This window comes from Bowmanella dokdonensis, assembly GCF_017254865.1.
In the GTDB taxonomy this organism is placed as follows: domain Bacteria; phylum Pseudomonadota; class Gammaproteobacteria; order Enterobacterales; family Alteromonadaceae; genus Bowmanella; species Bowmanella dokdonensis.
The window spans coordinates 21,629-37,731 of record NZ_JAFKCV010000009.1 but is presented as its reverse complement, the minus strand read 5'-3'; the positions used below and the strand labels follow the sequence as shown (position 1 = coordinate 37,731).

The 16,103-nt window shown below is 55.5% G+C and carries 16 protein-coding genes; all 16 read left to right on the top strand.

The features are described from left to right. The first annotated feature begins 243 nt into the window (after positions 1-243). The 16 genes from putA to rpoS all read left to right on the top strand — a co-directional run bounded on the left by putA (position 244) and on the right by rpoS (position 16,059). Positions 244-3,408 carry a bifunctional proline dehydrogenase/L-glutamate gamma-semialdehyde dehydrogenase PutA gene (putA, locus tag J0A66_RS15080; protein WP_206574672.1) on the top strand — a complete coding sequence of 1,055 codons (3,165 nt, stop codon included), beginning with the start codon at positions 244-246 and terminating at the stop codon, positions 3,406-3,408. A gap of 129 nt (positions 3,409-3,537) precedes the next feature. Continuing rightward, positions 3,538-4,488: a class I SAM-dependent methyltransferase gene (locus J0A66_RS15075; protein ID WP_206574671.1), complete on the top strand. Its 951-nt coding sequence runs from the start codon at positions 3,538-3,540 to the stop codon at positions 4,486-4,488. A gap of 85 nt (positions 4,489-4,573) precedes the next feature. Then, positions 4,574-5,212, top strand: a complete 639-nt coding sequence (locus tag J0A66_RS15070; protein ID WP_206574670.1) for a LysE family translocator — start codon at positions 4,574-4,576, stop codon at positions 5,210-5,212. A gap of 59 nt (positions 5,213-5,271) precedes the next feature. Then, the gene (locus J0A66_RS15065; RefSeq protein ID WP_206574669.1) at positions 5,272-5,775 is read left to right on the top strand and encodes a TIGR03546 family protein; all 504 of its coding nucleotides are present in this window, start codon (positions 5,272-5,274) and stop codon (positions 5,773-5,775) included. 1 nt (position 5,776) lies between these two features. Continuing rightward, entirely contained in the window at positions 5,777-7,528 is a 1,752-nt protein-coding gene (locus J0A66_RS15060; protein ID WP_206574668.1) for a TIGR03545 family protein, read from the top strand. A gap of 99 nt (positions 7,529-7,627) precedes the next feature. Next, a complete protein-coding gene (locus tag J0A66_RS15055; protein WP_206574667.1) occupies positions 7,628-8,599 on the top strand; it encodes a calcium/sodium antiporter in 972 nt (323 codons plus the stop codon). Positions 8,600-8,607: 8 nt separating this feature from the next. Then, positions 8,608-9,561, top strand: coding sequence for a magnesium/cobalt transporter CorA (gene corA, locus J0A66_RS15050; RefSeq protein WP_206574666.1), 954 nt, complete (start codon positions 8,608-8,610; stop codon positions 9,559-9,561). Positions 9,562-9,658: 97 nt separating this feature from the next. Further along, positions 9,659-9,937: a cell division protein FtsB gene (gene ftsB / locus J0A66_RS15045; RefSeq protein WP_206574665.1), complete on the top strand. Its 279-nt coding sequence runs from the start codon at positions 9,659-9,661 to the stop codon at positions 9,935-9,937. A gap of 16 nt (positions 9,938-9,953) precedes the next feature. Further along, entirely contained in the window at positions 9,954-10,649 is a 696-nt protein-coding gene (gene ispD, locus J0A66_RS15040; protein ID WP_206574664.1) for a 2-C-methyl-D-erythritol 4-phosphate cytidylyltransferase, read from the top strand. 15 nt (positions 10,650-10,664) lie between these two features. Next, complete coding sequence (gene ispF, locus J0A66_RS15035) at positions 10,665-11,147, top strand: 2-C-methyl-D-erythritol 2,4-cyclodiphosphate synthase (protein ID WP_206574663.1); 483 nt, start codon at positions 10,665-10,667, stop codon at positions 11,145-11,147. Positions 11,148-11,149: 2 nt separating this feature from the next. Beyond that, positions 11,150-12,181 (top strand): tRNA pseudouridine(13) synthase TruD, encoded by a 1,032-nt coding sequence (gene truD / locus J0A66_RS15030; RefSeq protein ID WP_439098874.1) that lies wholly within the window; start codon positions 11,150-11,152, stop codon positions 12,179-12,181. After that, the gene (gene surE, locus J0A66_RS15025) at positions 12,182-12,928 is read left to right on the top strand and encodes a 5'/3'-nucleotidase SurE (RefSeq protein ID WP_206574661.1); all 747 of its coding nucleotides are present in this window, start codon (positions 12,182-12,184) and stop codon (positions 12,926-12,928) included. 22 nt (positions 12,929-12,950) lie between these two features. Beyond that, the gene (locus J0A66_RS15020; protein ID WP_206574660.1) at positions 12,951-13,601 is read left to right on the top strand and encodes a protein-L-isoaspartate(D-aspartate) O-methyltransferase; all 651 of its coding nucleotides are present in this window, start codon (positions 12,951-12,953) and stop codon (positions 13,599-13,601) included. Beyond that, positions 13,598-14,176: a YqaA family protein gene (locus J0A66_RS15015; protein WP_206574659.1), complete on the top strand. Its 579-nt coding sequence runs from the start codon at positions 13,598-13,600 to the stop codon at positions 14,174-14,176. Before J0A66_RS15020 ends, J0A66_RS15015 begins: the two co-directional genes overlap by 4 nt. A 41-nt stretch (positions 14,177-14,217) precedes the next feature. Next, positions 14,218-15,000: a peptidoglycan DD-metalloendopeptidase family protein gene (locus tag J0A66_RS15010; protein WP_338143901.1), complete on the top strand. Its 783-nt coding sequence runs from the start codon at positions 14,218-14,220 to the stop codon at positions 14,998-15,000. A gap of 78 nt (positions 15,001-15,078) precedes the next feature. Continuing rightward, positions 15,079-16,059 carry an RNA polymerase sigma factor RpoS gene (gene rpoS / locus J0A66_RS15005; RefSeq protein ID WP_206574657.1) on the top strand — a complete coding sequence of 327 codons (981 nt, stop codon included), beginning with the start codon at positions 15,079-15,081 and terminating at the stop codon, positions 16,057-16,059. Positions 16,060-16,103: the final 44 nt, after the last annotated feature.

Below are 16,103 nucleotides of genomic sequence, written 5' to 3'. Positions count from 1 at the left end.
TATTTTACCGGGTTCCAGGCCTTTATCCTGCAGGGGTCCAAGCCCCCCCGTTGGCCTTGCGTTAAACGGGGAAAAAAATGCTTTGTATTTTGTATACAATCGACAATGCGGTCGATATACTCCGCGAAAATTTGGTGGGTGACATGGCAGGACAGCAGTCCGTCAATGCACCTGGTTGATAGGGCTGGTGCGCCTTGTTGGCGTGGCCGGTGCCCGGTTCATTGATACTGGAGTGGGTTTCTTATGTTTAAAGCCAGTGAGCTCTTCAATGGCAGCTACGAGCTGCCACCACTCGCCGCCCTGCCGGCAATCATCAGCGACAACTATATAGTTGACGAGAACGCCTACCTCAAAGAGCTGCTCAGTCTGATTCCACAGGATCAGAAGACCCTCAACGAGATCAAGCTGGACGCCACCAGGCTGATTGAGCAAGTACGTAAGGAAGCCGGCGGCGGCGACGGTATCGACGCCTTTTTGCAGGAATACAGCCTGGACACCCATGAAGGGGTGATCCTCATGTGCCTGGCCGAAGCCCTGCTGCGTATACCCGATGCCGGTACCGCAGATGCCCTGATCAAAGACAAGCTCTCAGGCGCCGACTGGCGCAGCCACCTCAAGCAGAGTGAATCCCTGCTGGTGAATGCCTCCACCTGGGGTTTGATGCTGACCGGTAAATTGTTCCATCTGGATAACCGTGGCGCCGCCAACAGCGACAAAGTGCTGGACCGATTGGTTTCCCGCCTTGGCGAGCCTGTGGTACGCAAAGCCATGTACGCTGCCATGAAGATCATGGGCAAGCAGTTCGTGCTGGGCCGCACCATTGATGAAGCCCTCAAGTCCAGCCGCAAGCAGCGCAAGGAAGGCTATACCCATTCCTATGACATGCTTGGCGAAGCCGCCCTGACCATGGATGATGCGCAGAAGTACTGGGACGCCTATGCCCAGGCCATCAATGCCATCGGCAATGAAAAGTTCGAGGGGGATTATCCGGCGCCGCCGACCATTTCCATTAAACTCTCGGCCCTGCACCCACGATACGAATCTTCCCACGAAGACAGGGTGCTGACGGAAATGGCCGGGTCGGTGCTTAAGCTGGTGGAGCTGGCGCGCAGCAAGAATGTCGGCGTGAATATCGACGCCGAAGAAGCCGATCGCCTGGAGTTATCTCTGCGCCTGATCGAAAAAGTCTATCGCAGCCCCAGTCTTAAAGGATGGGGTCATCTGGGCATAGTGGTGCAGGCGTATTCCAAACGGGCCCTGCCGGTACTGATGTGGATTACGCAACTGGCCAGAGAACAGGGGGATCCGATTCCGGTGCGCCTGGTAAAGGGTGCTTACTGGGATTCGGAAATTAAATGGTGCCAGCAGATGGGCCTGGAGAGTTATCCGGTGTTTACCCGTAAAGCGAGCACGGACGCCAGCTACCTGGCTTGTGCCCGTTACCTGCTCAGTGACTTTACCCGGGACGCCATCTACCCCATGTTCGCCACCCACAATGCCCATACTGTGACAGCCATTCGCCGTATGGCCGGCAACCGGGATTTCGAATTCCAGCGCCTGCACGGCATGGGAGACGAGCTGTATGACTGCCTGCTAAAGGAAAAGCTCAAAACCAATGTGCGAATTTACGCCCCAGTGGGTGCCCACAAGGATCTGCTGCCCTACCTGGTCAGACGCCTGCTGGAGAACGGTGCCAACAGCTCATTCGTGCACAAACTGGTAGATCCCAATACACCGGTGGAGTCCCTTGTCAATCATCCGCTGGAAAGTTTGCAACATCTGCCGACGCTGGCCAATGACAAGATCCCGGCACCCACCAACATTTTTATCAACCGGAAGAACTCCGAAGGCACCAATCTGCATATCGACTCCATGTACCAGCCTTTTATGGACAAGGTTAAGCGTCATGTGGGCAAGCAGTGGCAGGGTGGCCCCGTTATTAACGGCAAGACTCAAACCACGGGCGAAGCGGTGAAGGTCACGTCTCCGCAGAATCTGGATGAGCAGGTAGGCAGCATGTATTTTGCCGATGCCGAATTGACGGTAAAAGCTATCGAAGCCGCCCATAAAGGCTATCCGAACTGGAGCCGTACCGCAGTTGAAATGCGCGCCACAGCCATAGAAAAGTTCGCCGATCTGCTCGAAGCCCATAAGCACGAACTGATAGCCTTGTGCACCCTGGAAGCGGGCAAACTGCTGCAGGACGGGATCGACGAAGTGCGCGAGGCGGTCGACTTCTGTCGCTACTATGCCCAGGAAGCCCGCAAACTTTATGTATACCCGGGACCACTGGCCGGCCCTACCGGCGAGCTCAACGAACTCTTCGTACAGCCCAAAGGCGTCTTTGCCTGCATCAGCCCCTGGAACTTCCCCCTGGCCATTTTTACCGGCCAGATAGTGGCAGCACTGGTAACGGGCAATACCGTTATTGCCAAGCCCGCCGAGCAGACCAGTCTGGTGGCTTACCGGGCCGTGGAACTGATGCTTGAGGCCGGCATTCCCGGCGAAGCCATCCAGTTTTTGCCCGGACGTGGCCGGGATGTGGGTAGCGTCTTGTCGCGCGACGAGCGGGTGGTCGGTATTTGCTTTACCGGCAGCACCGATACGGCTAAAGCCATCAACCGCTCCCTGGCAGACCGGGAGGGGGCCATCGCCACTCTGATCGCCGAGACAGGTGGCCAGAATGCCATGATAGTGGACAGCACTGCCCTGCCCGAGCAGGTGGTCAAGGATGCGGTGCAGTCAGCCTTTATGAGCGCCGGCCAGCGCTGTTCGGCCCTGCGGGTCATGTATGTGCAAGAAGATGTGGCCGAGCGGGTACTGGAGCTTCTCAAAGGCGCCATGCAGGAGTTGTCGGTGGGCGATTCTATCCATTACAAAACCGATGTGGGCCCGGTCATCGACAAGACCGCCCAGGCCAACCTGAATGATCATATCGCCACCATCAGCGAGAAAGGTAAATTGCTGGCTACCGCTCCCATGCCGGAGGAAACTGCCAAGGGGAGCTTCGTCTGCCCCACTGCGGTTGAAATCGGCAGCATCAAAGAGCTCAAGAAAGAGCACTTCGGTCCCATCCTGCACGTGATTAAGTTCAAGGCTAAAGAACTGAACAACATCATTGACGATATCAACGGTACCGGCTACGGACTGACCCTGGGGATCCATACCCGCAACGAGTCCACGGCGGCCTATATCGCCGATGTAGTCAATGTGGGCAACGTCTATATCAACCGAAACCAGATTGGTGCGGTGGTCGGGGTGCAGCCATTCGGTGGCCAGGGTCTGTCCGGAACCGGCCCCAAGGCCGGTGGTCCTCACTATCTGGCTCGCTTTGTTACTGAAAAGACTCGTACCAACAACATCACTGCCATCGGCGGTAACGCCACCCTTCTGAGCCTGGGTGACTGATCCCTGCCACTGACCGGGGCGCCCTGGCGCCCCTTTTATTCCTGAACATCTACCCTCGTTGAAAGCAATTCACTAGCTTGACGGTCTTCGGCTTCAGGCATTTTGAGCCGACCAAAAAAGGATAGGGTTATGCAATACCAGGGTTGGGAAAGCTATTGGCAGTCGGGGAATCGTGATCAGGCCCTGATTGCGGACGCCAACGTACAGTCATTTATCGATCAGTACTGGGTCTTACAGCTCCAGGCTGCGATTCATGGCCACACCATAGGAACTGCTCTCGAGCTGGGCTGTGGGGCGGGAAGCCTTGCCCCGACCATTAAACACTATCTGCATGGCTCGGTTGTGGGACCCCTGACTGTCTATCTGGATATCAGCCACAGCGCCCTGGCCCGACTTAACACCGTCCATGCCAGCGCCGCCCTTGTCCAGGCTGATATGGCCAGACTGCCATTTCGTAATGACAGCATTGATCTGATCCTCAGCCAATTTGGTATTGAGTATGCCGGCACTCAGGCGTTTTGCGATAGCGCCGGACTGTTGACTTCAAACGGAATTCTGATTGCGCTATGTCACCATCAGGATGGCTGCCTGGTCGACAGAGCCAAACAGGCGCAACGTCTGCTAACTGAAATTGTATCCTGTGGAATGCTGCCGGCCGCTCATTTCGCCCTGACTACTCTGTTTGATTGTATTGAAGGCCGTCAGGCCCATGCGAGATTTGTCGAGGCGGATACTCTGCTCTCACCAAAGGTTCAGGCTGTCGGTTTGCTGGTCCGGCAGCACAGCCATGAGAGACTGGTTATTCCCTGGCTGAGCAAGTTTTGTAGGGATTTTGCCGCGATCTACCATCATCCGCAGAACTACCCAAGGTCGGCCAGCATGGTCTGGTTGGATAATATGATCAGAGAACTGCCAGCCTATCTGGACAGGATGCAGCAACTCATCACAGCCTCCCTTAGCAATACCTGTATTGAATTGATCCAATCACGCTTGGGACAAGCAGGCTTCGCCTTTCAGGCCGAACCGCTCAGTGTAAAAGGGCAACTGTTTGCCTGGTCACTAAGGATTCTGCGTCTTTAGGTTAATGAAACCTGACTGGCAATACTGATCCGGGCCTGGTTACAATAGCAGCCGATAAGCCAGTCTCACGAAACAGGGATTTTTTATGCCTTCCATTGAGCTGTTAACGACTTTCGCCCTGGCCTCCCTGCTGCTCAGCCTGTCGCCGGGACCTTCCAATCTGTATATCATGGCTCGCAGCCTGTCCCAGGGGCGCAACGCCGGGATGGCGGCGGCAGGCGGCCTGGCTATAGGTTCGTTGATCTATGTGTTGGCCACCGCATTGGGTCTGGCTGCCATATTCAAATACTCACCTGTGGCCTATACGGCTCTGAAGCTGGCTGGAGCCGCTTACCTGGTGTATCTGGGCATCCAGACTCTGCGCAACAAATCGCCTGATACCAATGCCCGGGTTCAGGTGGAGCCCTGGTCCGCGGCGAAGATCTTCCGCCAGAGTGTGGTAGTGGAGCTCACTAATCCCAAGACGGCCTTGTTCTTTCTGGCGTTTCTGCCGCAATTTGTCAGACCGGATGCAGGCGCCGTCACCAGTCAGTTACTGGTGCTTGGGCTGGTCTACGCACTCATTGCACTATGCTGTGACCTGTTAGTAGCCTGCCTCTCCGATAAACTCGGGGACTGGCTGGCGCATCACGCCAGTTTCCCGTACTGGCAGGATAGGATATCCGGTACGTTGTTATTGGGATTGGGTATTTTTATTGCCGCCGATGAACTGAAAAACGACTAGATTGCTATTACCTGGTAAATGGCATGGGTTATTCCCTGCACCGGTGAAGGAGAACACAAGTGCGACTACTGGCAAAATTTCTTAAAGCCTTGAATTCAGAGGCCAGTCCCTGGCAGATTGCGCTTGGCATCACCCTGGGATTGATCGTTGGCCTTACGCCGCTGATGCGGCTGCATAACCTGGTTATCCTGTTCCTGTTGTTGTTTTTCCGCATCAATATCGCCAGTTTCCTGGTGGCATTCGGCTTCTTTTCCGGACTGGCCTACCTGCTCGATCCCGTGATGATAAGTCTTGGTGAGTCAGTGCTCACTGCAGGATCGCTGCAGGATTTATGGACGGCCTGGTACAACAGCTCTGTGGGGCGCCTCAGTCAGTTTAATCATACCCTGACCATGGGCAGTCTGGTGCTGTCGCTGCTCGCCAGCCCACTGGTCCTTCTGGCAAGCCGCTATCTGGTACTGCAATACCGGCAGAGGCTGATGGTATGGGTCAGCAAACTCAAGCTGGTCCAGGCCCTGAAGGCGAGCCGCCTCTACCAGATTTACGAAAGCCTGGGGAACTGATATGGGCAGGTTTATCAGATTTTCCGGTCTGGCCACATTCCTGTTAATCCTGGCCGGACTGGCGGCGATTTTTCTGCTATTTCTCAATACCTGGATAAAATTGGCAGTGGAAATCGGTGCAGGTAGTGCCAATGGTGCCGAAGTCAACGTAGGCCAGGTCAGCCATACCTTGTCACCATTGAGCGTGACCCTGGAGCAGATCCAGTTGACCGACCCGACCAACCCGGACCAGAACCGCCTGTTCATTGCCCGGCTCAGCGGCGGCATCGACCTGCTGCCGCTGCTGATGGATAAACTGATTATTCCCGAACTTTCTGCATCCGGCATCCGTTTCGATGCACCAAGGGACAGCGCCGGTGATGTGTACGCAAAGCCCACTGAAAGGATGAAAAATCTGTTTCAGATGCCAGAGGACAGCGAATTACCCGGCGTCGAGGAAATACTGGCCAAATCCCCCCTGAAAACCGACAAGGCGGTTGAACAGGCCCGGGAAACCTACGCCCGCTACCAGCAGCAGATTTCAGAACAATACCAGTCGCTGCCAGGAGAAGAAACGCTCAACGACTATAAGCAACGACTCGACTCCCTGCAGAATACGGAGTTCAAGGATGCCGCCGCTCTGGCCAAGGCCAGGGAAGAGTTTGAACAGCTACAAGCCCAGCTTCGGGAAGACAAAGGGGCGTTGAAGCAGTTCAAAGGCTCAGTGGAAGAGGCCAGGGCAGCACTGGAGCAACAAATAATCCAGCTAAAAGCTGCACCACAAAGGGACTATGACCTGCTCAAAGGGCTGCTGGTGGGCGATGCAGCGGCCCTGGGAGAGGTTACCCAGGCCCTGTTTGGTGAGAAGGTGCGCATCTGGAGCGAGCGACTGTTTGCAGCCTACCATGTAATGGCCCCTATGCTGGCACGAACGCAGCAGAATCAGACCGAACAGCGCCGCTCAGAAGGCCGTTTTGTGCCCTTTGCCGAGACACGCCCCCTGCCGAGCCTGTTGATCGGCAAAGCCGAGTTGTCACTTGACTGGCAAGGGCAGACCCTCAGCAGCCAGTGGCAGGACATTACCACCGAGCATGACAAACTTGGGCGCGCCACCCGTTTCAGCTTATCGAGCCAGAGCAGTCCTTTGTGGCAGAGCCTCAGTACGACCGGGGACTTCTGGCTGGGCAAAGAAGGGCTCAAAGCTAACCAGGACTGGGAACTAACCGGCATCCAGCTGGCTCAGCAGACGCTGCTGGGGGAAGGCAAACTCACCAGCAGTCTCGAGCGCGGCCAACTGGATAGCGCAGGTACACTGAGTATCGAAAGGAATCAGTTATCCGGCCAGGGGCGAATCAACCTGTCACAGTTAGAATTGAGCGCAAAAGGCAGCAATAGGCTGACCAATCTGCTGGCTGACACGCTGAGAAAACTGCAGGAACTGAAAATTGAAGCAGACGTGGACGGTCTGCTGGATGCCCCCAATGTCTCCCTGCGCTCGGATCTGGATCGCAAGCTGGGCAAGGTGCTGGCAGAAAATGTCAGTGGCGAGGCCAAGGCCAGGCTGGAGGAACTGAGTCAAAAGCTCAACGCCAGAGCCGACAAGGCGTTGGGCACGCAAAACAGTAACCTGCAGCAGCTCATTAATTGGCAGAAGGTCGCAGAAGGCAACCTGGACAGCATAGAGCAGATGCTGAACAGCCAGTTCAAAAATGTACTAGACAGACAAAAGGATAAGTTGAAGGACAAGCTCAAGGATAAAGTGTTCGGTAACTGAGCTTCGAATTCACTATCTGCCGCGAGCCCCTGCTTTTTTAATTTACCTCGATGCGCTGATGCGATACAACAGCGCCCGCAACCACCACAGGAGAGATTGATGACGATGGCGATACTGGCAATACTGGCCGGATTGGCTTTACTGGTCTGGAGTGCAGACAAATTTGTCGAAGGGGCGGCCGCCACTGCCAAGCATGCCGGCATGCCCTCCCTGCTCATTGGTATCGTAATCATAGGTTTTGGCACGTCTGCCCCGGAAATGGTGGTCTCCGCGCTGGCGGCCTCAGACGGCAATCCTGGCCTGGCCCTGGGCAATGCCTACGGATCGAACATTACCAATATCGCACTGATACTTGGGATCACCGCCATGCTGGCGCCTATCGCCGTGCAATCACAGATTATCCGCAAGGAATTACCGCTGTTGCTGGGCGTCACCCTCATTGCCGGTTGGCAGCTCTACGACGGCGAGCTATCGCGCTGGGACGCGGCAATACTGATACTGCTATTGCTGATACTGATGGGATGGTCCATCAAACAAGGTATGAGCCAGCGCCAGGATATCCTCTCCTCCGAAGTGGATGATGAACTGGCCAGTCATCCGATGCCGCTTAAACGGGCGATTATCTGGCTGGTGGTGGGCCTTGTCCTGTTGGTGATCAGTTCACGTATTCTGGTCTGGGGTGCAGTCACTATCGCCCAGTCACTGGGGGTCAGCGATCTGATCATCGGCCTGACTATCGTCGCCATCGGCACTTCTTTGCCGGAACTGGCCTCGGCCGTGATGGCAGCCAGAAAGGGTGAACATGACCTGGCCCTGGGCAATGTGCTGGGTTCAAACCTCTTTAATACCCTGGCGGTGGTGGGGATCGCAGCGGGAATTCATCCTCTTGAGGTGTCCCCCGAGGTGCTAACCCGGGACTGGGCACTGATGCTGGCGCTGACCATCGGTCTGCTGCTGATGGGCCTGGGCCTGAAGGGTCAGGGACGGATCACCCGCCTCGAAGGCCTGGTTCTGGTGCTGGTCTACTGTGGTTATACGGGCTATCTGGGCTACCAGGTGATCAGTCAATAGGAGGTACAATGCTGAAACTATTCAGATTCGAGCAGGGGTTTATCGGAGAAATCAGCACCGACGAACAGGATCTTAGTCATCTGGTGAGTCAGGCCCAATGGCTGGACGCTCAGGAGCCGGAGGAAATTGAACGCCAGGCTCTGCAGAATCTGATCCGCCTTGATCTGCCTGAACTCGATGAGATGGAGGAGATTGAAGCCTCTGCCCGTTACTTTGTCGATCAGGCCGGTATTCACGTGCATTCGCTGTTCCTGACCCAAAGCGAAGGCCGCCATGTGACCAGTTCGGTGGCGTGCATACTCCAGCCAGCCCGTTTGATCACCATCCGCGATACCGAATTGCCAGACTTTCGTCTGCTGAGAATGCGGGCGCGCAGGGGCCAGGTGGAAAGCCATTCCCCGGCAGAATTGCTGGTTACCCTGCTGGAACAAAAAGTGGAAAACCTTGCGGATAATCTGGAGGACATTCACCGCAACCTGGAAAAAACCAGCTATCTGGTGCTCGAAGAAGAGGGTTCAGATCTGGAAGAGGCCATTGCTCAGTTGGCCAAGTCCGAGGACAGCAATGGTAAAATTCGCCTTTGTCTGATGGACACACAGCGGGCCATTTCCTTTTTGCTTCGTCATCTGCGTGACTACCCGGATTTGCAGGAGTCCTGCCGTGAAATCATGCGGGATATTGAGACCCTGATGTCACATACCACTTTCCTGTTCGACAAAATCAACTTCCTGATGGACTCCACTCAGGGCTTTATCAATATCGAGCAAAACCAGATCATCAAGATCTTTTCCATTGCTGCGGTGGTCTTTCTGCCGCCCACGCTCGTCGCCAGCATGTATGGCATGAACTTCCAGCATATGCCGGAGCTGCAATGGCTGCTGGGCTATCCCTGGGCCCTGGGGCTGATGATATTGTCAGGTATTACCCCCTACCTGTTCTTCAAATATAAAGGTTGGCTGTAGAGGCAGCCATTTGACTATCCAGGCTGCAGGTTTCACCGATAGACTTGCCCGGATCAGCCCGGCATAATAGCCCCATGTCTGGTTGTGGGGGTATTGCATGAAATGGATAAGCCTGGTGCTGTTTACCTTGCTTTGCCTGTTGCAATACCGTCTGTGGTTTGGCAAACACAGTGTTCCCGATTACTGGAAGATGAAACAGGAAGTGGAGTTGCAGGCCCGGCAGAATGCTAATCTGACCCAGCGCAACGGCCTGCTCAAGGCCGATATCGAAGATCTCAAGATCGGCCTGGAGGCCATTGAGGAAAGGGCCCGTAACGAATTGGGTCTGATCAAGGAAGGGGAAACCTTCTACCGTATCCTGCCACCCGAACAATAGGCCAGCCAGAAATTTCATGCCGCCATCTACGAAACAATACAGCGTCGTGGTTCCCGCCGCAGGGGTGGGTGCCAGAATGCAAAACCGGGTACCCAAGCAGTACTTGAAAATTGCCGGCAAGACATTGTTGGAACATTGTCTGGAAAATCTGATCCGCCATCCTGCCATCAAACAGGTCATTCTTGCCCTGCATCCGCAGGACCCCTACTTCGAACAGTTACCGCTGGCCGGTGAACCCTGGCTGCAGCGGGTAGAGGGGGGCGCCGAGCGGGCCGATTCAGTTCTGGCGGGACTGGAGGCACTCGATAACGACGACTGGGTACTGGTACATGATGCCGCCAGACCCTGCCTGCCCCATCAGGATCTGGACACTTTGCTGGCCCTGGCCAGGGGAGCAACAGGAGGGATACTGGCCATTCCCGTCAGGGACACCATGAAGCGGGGCGATGGACACAACCTGGTCCTCAGGACAGAATCACGGGAGGGTTTGTGGCATGCACTGACACCGCAATTTTTTCCGCTACCCCAGCTTAAAGACGCGCTGCGAAGGGCCTTACAAGCCAGTGTCAGGATTACCGACGAGGCTTCGGCCATAGAGTGGGCTGGCGGCAAGGTCAATCTGGTGCCAGGCAGTCCCTGTAATATCAAGGTCACACAGCCGGACGATCTTATCCTGGCAGAGTTTTATCTGACCCGTATGCATGATGCATAACCTTTGGAGGCGCAAATGAATATCCGTATTGGTCACGGCTACGATGTGCATAAGTTCGGTGGGGTCGGTCCCATTATTATCGGCGGGGTGGAAATCGATTATGTCCAGGGCCTGCTGGCCCATTCTGACGGCGACGTGGCGTTACACGCCATCTGTGACGCCCTGCTCGGCGCGCTTGCCATGGGTGACATAGGCAAGCATTTTCCAGATACCGACAGCCAGTTCGAAGGCGTCGACAGCCGCCAGCTACTTCGCCATGTCTTCGCGCTGGTCAGCAGTAAGGGCTACCGCCTTGGGAACCTGGATGTCACCGTCGTGGCGGAATCACCGCGGATGGCCCCCCATATCGACGCCATGCGTAAGAACATTGCCGCCGACCTGTCGGCCGCTATCGAACAGATCAATGTCAAAGCCACCACCACGGAAAAGCTCGGTTTCACCGGCCGCAAGGAAGGCATAGGCTGCCATGCGGTGGTCCTGCTGGAAGCCTGCCCATGAGGCTGGAAACCGGCCACTGGGCCTATCTTCTCGGCAAACCGGTCAGTCAGGGCGTAATGAAGCAGCAACCCGAGGACTTCATCGTCCGGGAAAAGCTGGGTTTCGAACCCTGCGGCGAGGGAGAACACCTGTTTTTGTGGATCCGCAAAACCGGCCTTAATACAGCCTGGCTGGCTGAACAGCTGGCCCGCTTTGCCGGCGTGCATCCGAGGAATGTCAGCTTTTCGGGACGCAAAGACAAGCATGCGGTCACCGAACAATGGATAGGCCTGCACCTGCCCGGCAAACAGGATCCGGATTGGTCGGCCTTCCAGGTGCCTGGTGCAGAAATACTCAGGGCTGTGCGGCATAATAAAAAACTCCGCACCGGCACCCACAAGGCCAATCAGTTTGAATTGACGCTGAAGGGCCTGTCAGCACCGGACTCGGTGGTGGAGAGACTGAATCACCTCAGCGATGGCGTTCCCAACTACTTTGGCGAGCAACGCTTTGGTATGAACGACGGCAACCTGCGCCTGGGTGAACGGATGCTGGGTGGCGAAATCATCCGGGACAGGCAAAAGCGTTCAATGTGCATATCGGCGCTGCGCAGCTGGTTGTTTAACGAAGTGATCAACCGGCGGCTGCGAGGGAGTTGTTTCAGCCAGCCCCTGGCTGGGGACATTATGATCCTTAGGGGCAGCCAGAGCTATTTTTGTGCCGATGAGCCCGACAGCACCCTTATCTCGCGACTGGCAGAGCGGGACATCATGATCAGCGCGCCGCTGTGGGGCAAGGGCGACCTTGCCACCAAAGGCCAGGCACTGGCACTGGAACAATCGGTCGCGTTAGAATTTCCAGAGCTGATCCAGGGCCTGGAGCAGTTGGGGCTTGAACAGGACAGGCGATCCTTGGTGCAATATCCTTGTGAGTTGGAATGGCAGCTTAATGGCGATACCCTGAAGCTGAGCTTCGAGTTACCGTCAGGGGGATTCGCCACCTCGGTAACCCGAGAATTGATTCAGACTGAAAACCACCCGGCAGAGGGAAACTAAATGCGGATCTTGTTGAGTAATGATGACGGTGTGCACGCCGAAGGACTGGCCAGCCTTTATGAGGCGTTAAGCCAAGACCACGAGGTCACGGTCATTGCCCCGGATCGTAACTGCAGCGGTTCCAGCAATGCCCTGTCACTGCAACAGCCGCTGCGCATCCAGAAAATGAAAAACGGCTTTTATGCGGTCAACGGCACGCCCTCTGATTGTGTGCATCTGGGCATCAACAGCTTTCTCGATGATGACCCGCAACTGGTGGTATCGGGGATTAATCATGGAGCTAATCTGGGCGATGATGTGATTTATTCCGGCACCGTGGCGGCAGCGACTGAAGGGCGCTATATGGGCCTGCCCGCGATTGCCGTATCCCTGTGCAACTATCAGGGCGGCCATTTCGATACCGCCGGCCAGGTGGTCAGGGATATCATCCGCCGACTGGGAGAGCATCCGCTGCCAGCCGATCAGATTCTCAACGTTAATGTCCCGGATCTGCCCCATGACCGGCTCAAAGGCCTGCAGGTAACCCGCCAGGGGCGCAGGCACCGAGCCGAAGCCATGGTACGGGGCCAGGACCCCTGGGGTCGGGAAATTTTCTGGTACGGCAAAGTCGGCCAGGAGCAGGACGCCGGGGAAGGCACGGATTTTCACGCCATCGCCAACGGCTATTGTTCGGTGACGCCGCTGAGCGTGGATATGACCGCCTATCAGAGCCTGGAAGACATGCAGACCTGGATAGAAGCACTCTAATAACAACGATAACAGAGCACAGATGATACAAGCACTCAGACCCACGACCCGCAAGGGCGATACCTTAGCCCAACTGCTGCAGAGGGAAGGCATAGCCAACCCGGACGTACTCAGGGCCATTGCCGCCACCCCAAGGGAGCAGTTTCTGCCCGATGCACTGAAACATCAGGCATATCAGAACACCGCATTGCCCATCGGCCAGGGTCAGACTATCTCTCAGCCCTATATCGTCGCCCGGATGACAGAACTCTTGCTGGACGCCCCCAATCCGGCCCGTCACATACTCGAAATTGGTACAGGATCCGGCTATCAGACCGCTATCCTGGCGCAATTGTTCGGCAAGGTGTACAGCGTGGAACGGATCAAGGCCCTCCAATACCAGGCTAAACGCCGCATGCAGTCCCTGGATCTTCACAATATCGCCATGAAGCACGGAGACGGCTGGGAAGGTTGGGCCAGCAAGGGGCCCTTTGATGCCATCATCGTCACTGCCGCTGCCAGTCGCATGCCTCAGAAGCTGCTTGAACAGTTGAATGACGGCGGCCGCTTGATCATCCCCATCGGGGAGGCCAGCCAGCAGCTATTGGCCGTGACCCGCAACGGCGAAGAATACGAACAACAAGTGGTCGAAGCCGTGCGTTTTGTGCCGCTGGTGCCTGGGGCCGTCATTTGAAGCTGTTTCAGTACTGTTATGACAAAGCCATGGTCTGGGCGAGGCACAGGCATGCCCCCTGGTACCTGGGCGGGATGACGTTTGCAGAGTCGGTGTTCTTCCCCATTCCCCCCGATGTGATGCTGGCCCCCATGTCCCTTGCCCGACCTGACAAAGCCTGGTCCTATGCCCTGCTGACGACTTGCGCTTCGGTGCTCGGCGGTATCGCCGGTTATCTGCTGGGTCTGCTGGCATTTGAATCCCTGTTACAGCCCTGGATCCAGGAGATGGGCTACCAGGCCAGAATGGACAAGGCGGTATCCTGGTTTGAAGCCTACGGCGTGTGGGTGGTATTCCTGGCCGGATTCTCGCCCATCCCTTATAAAGTCTTTACTATCAGTGCCGGTTTCCTGCAGATGGCTTTTCTGCCCTTTCTGCTGGCCTCGGCCTTGGGCCGGGCAATGCGCTTCTATCTGGTGGCAGGCCTGATGCGATGGGGAGGAGCCAGAATGGAAGCACGGCTCAGGGACTATGTTGAATTTCTGGGCTGGGCCATGGTCGTGCTGGCCATTGTCCTGTACCTGATATTGAGGTAATCAGGATGCTGGGCTGGCGAGGAAGCTGGATCCCCCTGATTGTGTCTGCATGGATGCTCAATGGCTGCGGTAGTCGTTCCGCCCCCGCCCCTGTGATGGAATTGAGTGAAGCGAAATCCTTCCGCCAGTTTGAGCAGATGGGTACCGGTGAAACTTACCGGGTAAAAAAAGGCGATACGCTGTTTTCCATCGCCTGGTATTCGGGCAATGACTACCAGGATCTGGCCCGGTTCAATGGCCTCACAGCCCCTTATAACATCTACCCCGGACAGGAAATACGCTTGTCAGAATCACGCCAGGCAAGCACAAAATCCGCAGCAAAACCATCTGGTCGGACCTCAAAAATAAAAGCAAATCAGCCAGTTGACCCTCCGAAAAAGCAGGCGTATGGTGGTTTTAAAGATGCTCAAAAGTCCACCGCAAAAACAGAGCCGGACGACTTTCCCAGGCAGGTCAGTGATTGGACTTGGCCAGCCAAAGGAAAATTGATTGGGCGCTTTTCCCTGACAGAACAGGGTAACAAAGGAATAGATATCGCCAATGCTGCTGGTACGCCGATTCTGGCCGCCGCAGCTGGCAAAGTTGTTTACACAGGGAATGCCTTACGGGGCTTTGGTAATCTGATTATTGTGAAACATTCAGATGCCTACCTGACGGCTTACGCTCACAACAGCCGCATCCTGGTAAAGGAGCAGCAATGGGTGGAAGCAGGACAACAATTAGCTGAAATGGGAGACAGTGGTACGTCTAGGGTCATGTTGCACTTTGAAATACGTTACAAAGGCAAATCGGTTGACCCACTGCGTTTTCTTCCGGATCAATAAAAACAATAAACAATAAGAAGTTACGTTAGAAAGAGGGGAACTTTACCAACCAACAGATAAATTGATGGAGATGCTGTTATGGGTCAGAAAAAAACTGCCATCGCCGATGCCGAATTGCATGACGAAGTTGACGACGTTGTCGAATCCGAAATAGAGGATGTAGAAGACGAAGTTGACCCCATGGAAGAGATTCTTGCCAACCAGGAAGAAGTGCATCGCAATCTCGACGCGACACAATTGTACCTCGGAGAAATCGGTTATTCTCCACTCCTGTCTGCCGAAGAAGAAGTTTACTTCGCGCGCCGCGCCCTGAAGGGCGACGAGTCATCCCGAAAACGCATGATTGTCAGTAACCTCAGACTGGTGGTAAAAATTGCCCGCCGGTATAACAACCGGGGACTGGCACTGCTGGATTTGATAGAAGAAGGTAACCTGGGACTGATTCGGGCGGTGGAAAAATTCGATCCCGAACGGGGATTCCGCTTTTCGACCTATGCCACCTGGTGGATCCGCCAGACCATAGAGCGCGCCATTATGAACCAGACCCGCACTATTCGCCTGCCTATTCATGTGGTCAAGGAACTGAATGTTTATCTGCGTGCCGCCCGCGAACTGGCACAGAAACTGGACCACGAGCCCACCGCCGATGAAATTGCCGAGGCGCTGGACAAGCCGGTAGAGGATGTCACCAGAATGCTGCGTCTGAACGAACGCATCAGTTCGGTGGATACCCCCATAGGGAATGACAATGACAAGGCGCTGCTGGACATTATCGCCGATGAGAAAGGTCATGGACCGGAAGATGAGCTGCAGGATAAGGACATGCGCTCGAGTATCGTCCACTGGCTGAATGAACTGAACGCCAAACAGCGCGAAGTATTGGCCAGGCGATTCGGCCTGATGGGTTACGAGCCCTCCACTTTGGAAGATGTGGGCGCGGAAATCGGCCTGACCCGGGAGCGGGTCAGACAGATTCAGGTCGAAGCCCTGCGACGCCTGCGTGACATGCTTGGCCATCAGGGACTGAATCTTGAGTCGGTGTTCAGCCGCGAACTCTAGGCTGTAATACTGTTGCAATGGTAAAAAGCCGGACTGATTCAGAC

What these genes read in the sequence shown, in the direction of transcription:
- rpoS (WP_206574657.1), top strand. Translation starts at nt 15,079, where the DNA reads ATGGGTCAGAAAAAAACTGCCATCGCCGATGCCGAATTGCATGACGAA.
- J0A66_RS15055 (WP_206574667.1), top strand. Translation starts at nt 7,628, where the DNA reads ATGACGATGGCGATACTGGCAATACTGGCCGGATTGGCTTTACTGGTC.
- J0A66_RS15070 (WP_206574670.1), top strand. Translation starts at nt 4,574, where the DNA reads ATGCCTTCCATTGAGCTGTTAACGACTTTCGCCCTGGCCTCCCTGCTG.
- corA (WP_206574666.1), top strand. Translation starts at nt 8,608, where the DNA reads ATGCTGAAACTATTCAGATTCGAGCAGGGGTTTATCGGAGAAATCAGC.
- J0A66_RS15060 (WP_206574668.1), top strand. Translation starts at nt 5,777, where the DNA reads ATGGGCAGGTTTATCAGATTTTCCGGTCTGGCCACATTCCTGTTAATC.
- J0A66_RS15075 (WP_206574671.1), top strand. Translation starts at nt 3,538, where the DNA reads ATGCAATACCAGGGTTGGGAAAGCTATTGGCAGTCGGGGAATCGTGAT.
- putA (WP_206574672.1), top strand. Translation starts at nt 244, where the DNA reads ATGTTTAAAGCCAGTGAGCTCTTCAATGGCAGCTACGAGCTGCCACCA.
- ftsB (WP_206574665.1), top strand. Translation starts at nt 9,659, where the DNA reads ATGAAATGGATAAGCCTGGTGCTGTTTACCTTGCTTTGCCTGTTGCAA.
- ispF (WP_206574663.1), top strand. Translation starts at nt 10,665, where the DNA reads ATGAATATCCGTATTGGTCACGGCTACGATGTGCATAAGTTCGGTGGG.
- surE (WP_206574661.1), top strand. Translation starts at nt 12,182, where the DNA reads ATGCGGATCTTGTTGAGTAATGATGACGGTGTGCACGCCGAAGGACTG.
- J0A66_RS15020 (WP_206574660.1), top strand. Translation starts at nt 12,951, where the DNA reads ATGATACAAGCACTCAGACCCACGACCCGCAAGGGCGATACCTTAGCC.
- ispD (WP_206574664.1), top strand. Translation starts at nt 9,954, where the DNA reads ATGCCGCCATCTACGAAACAATACAGCGTCGTGGTTCCCGCCGCAGGG.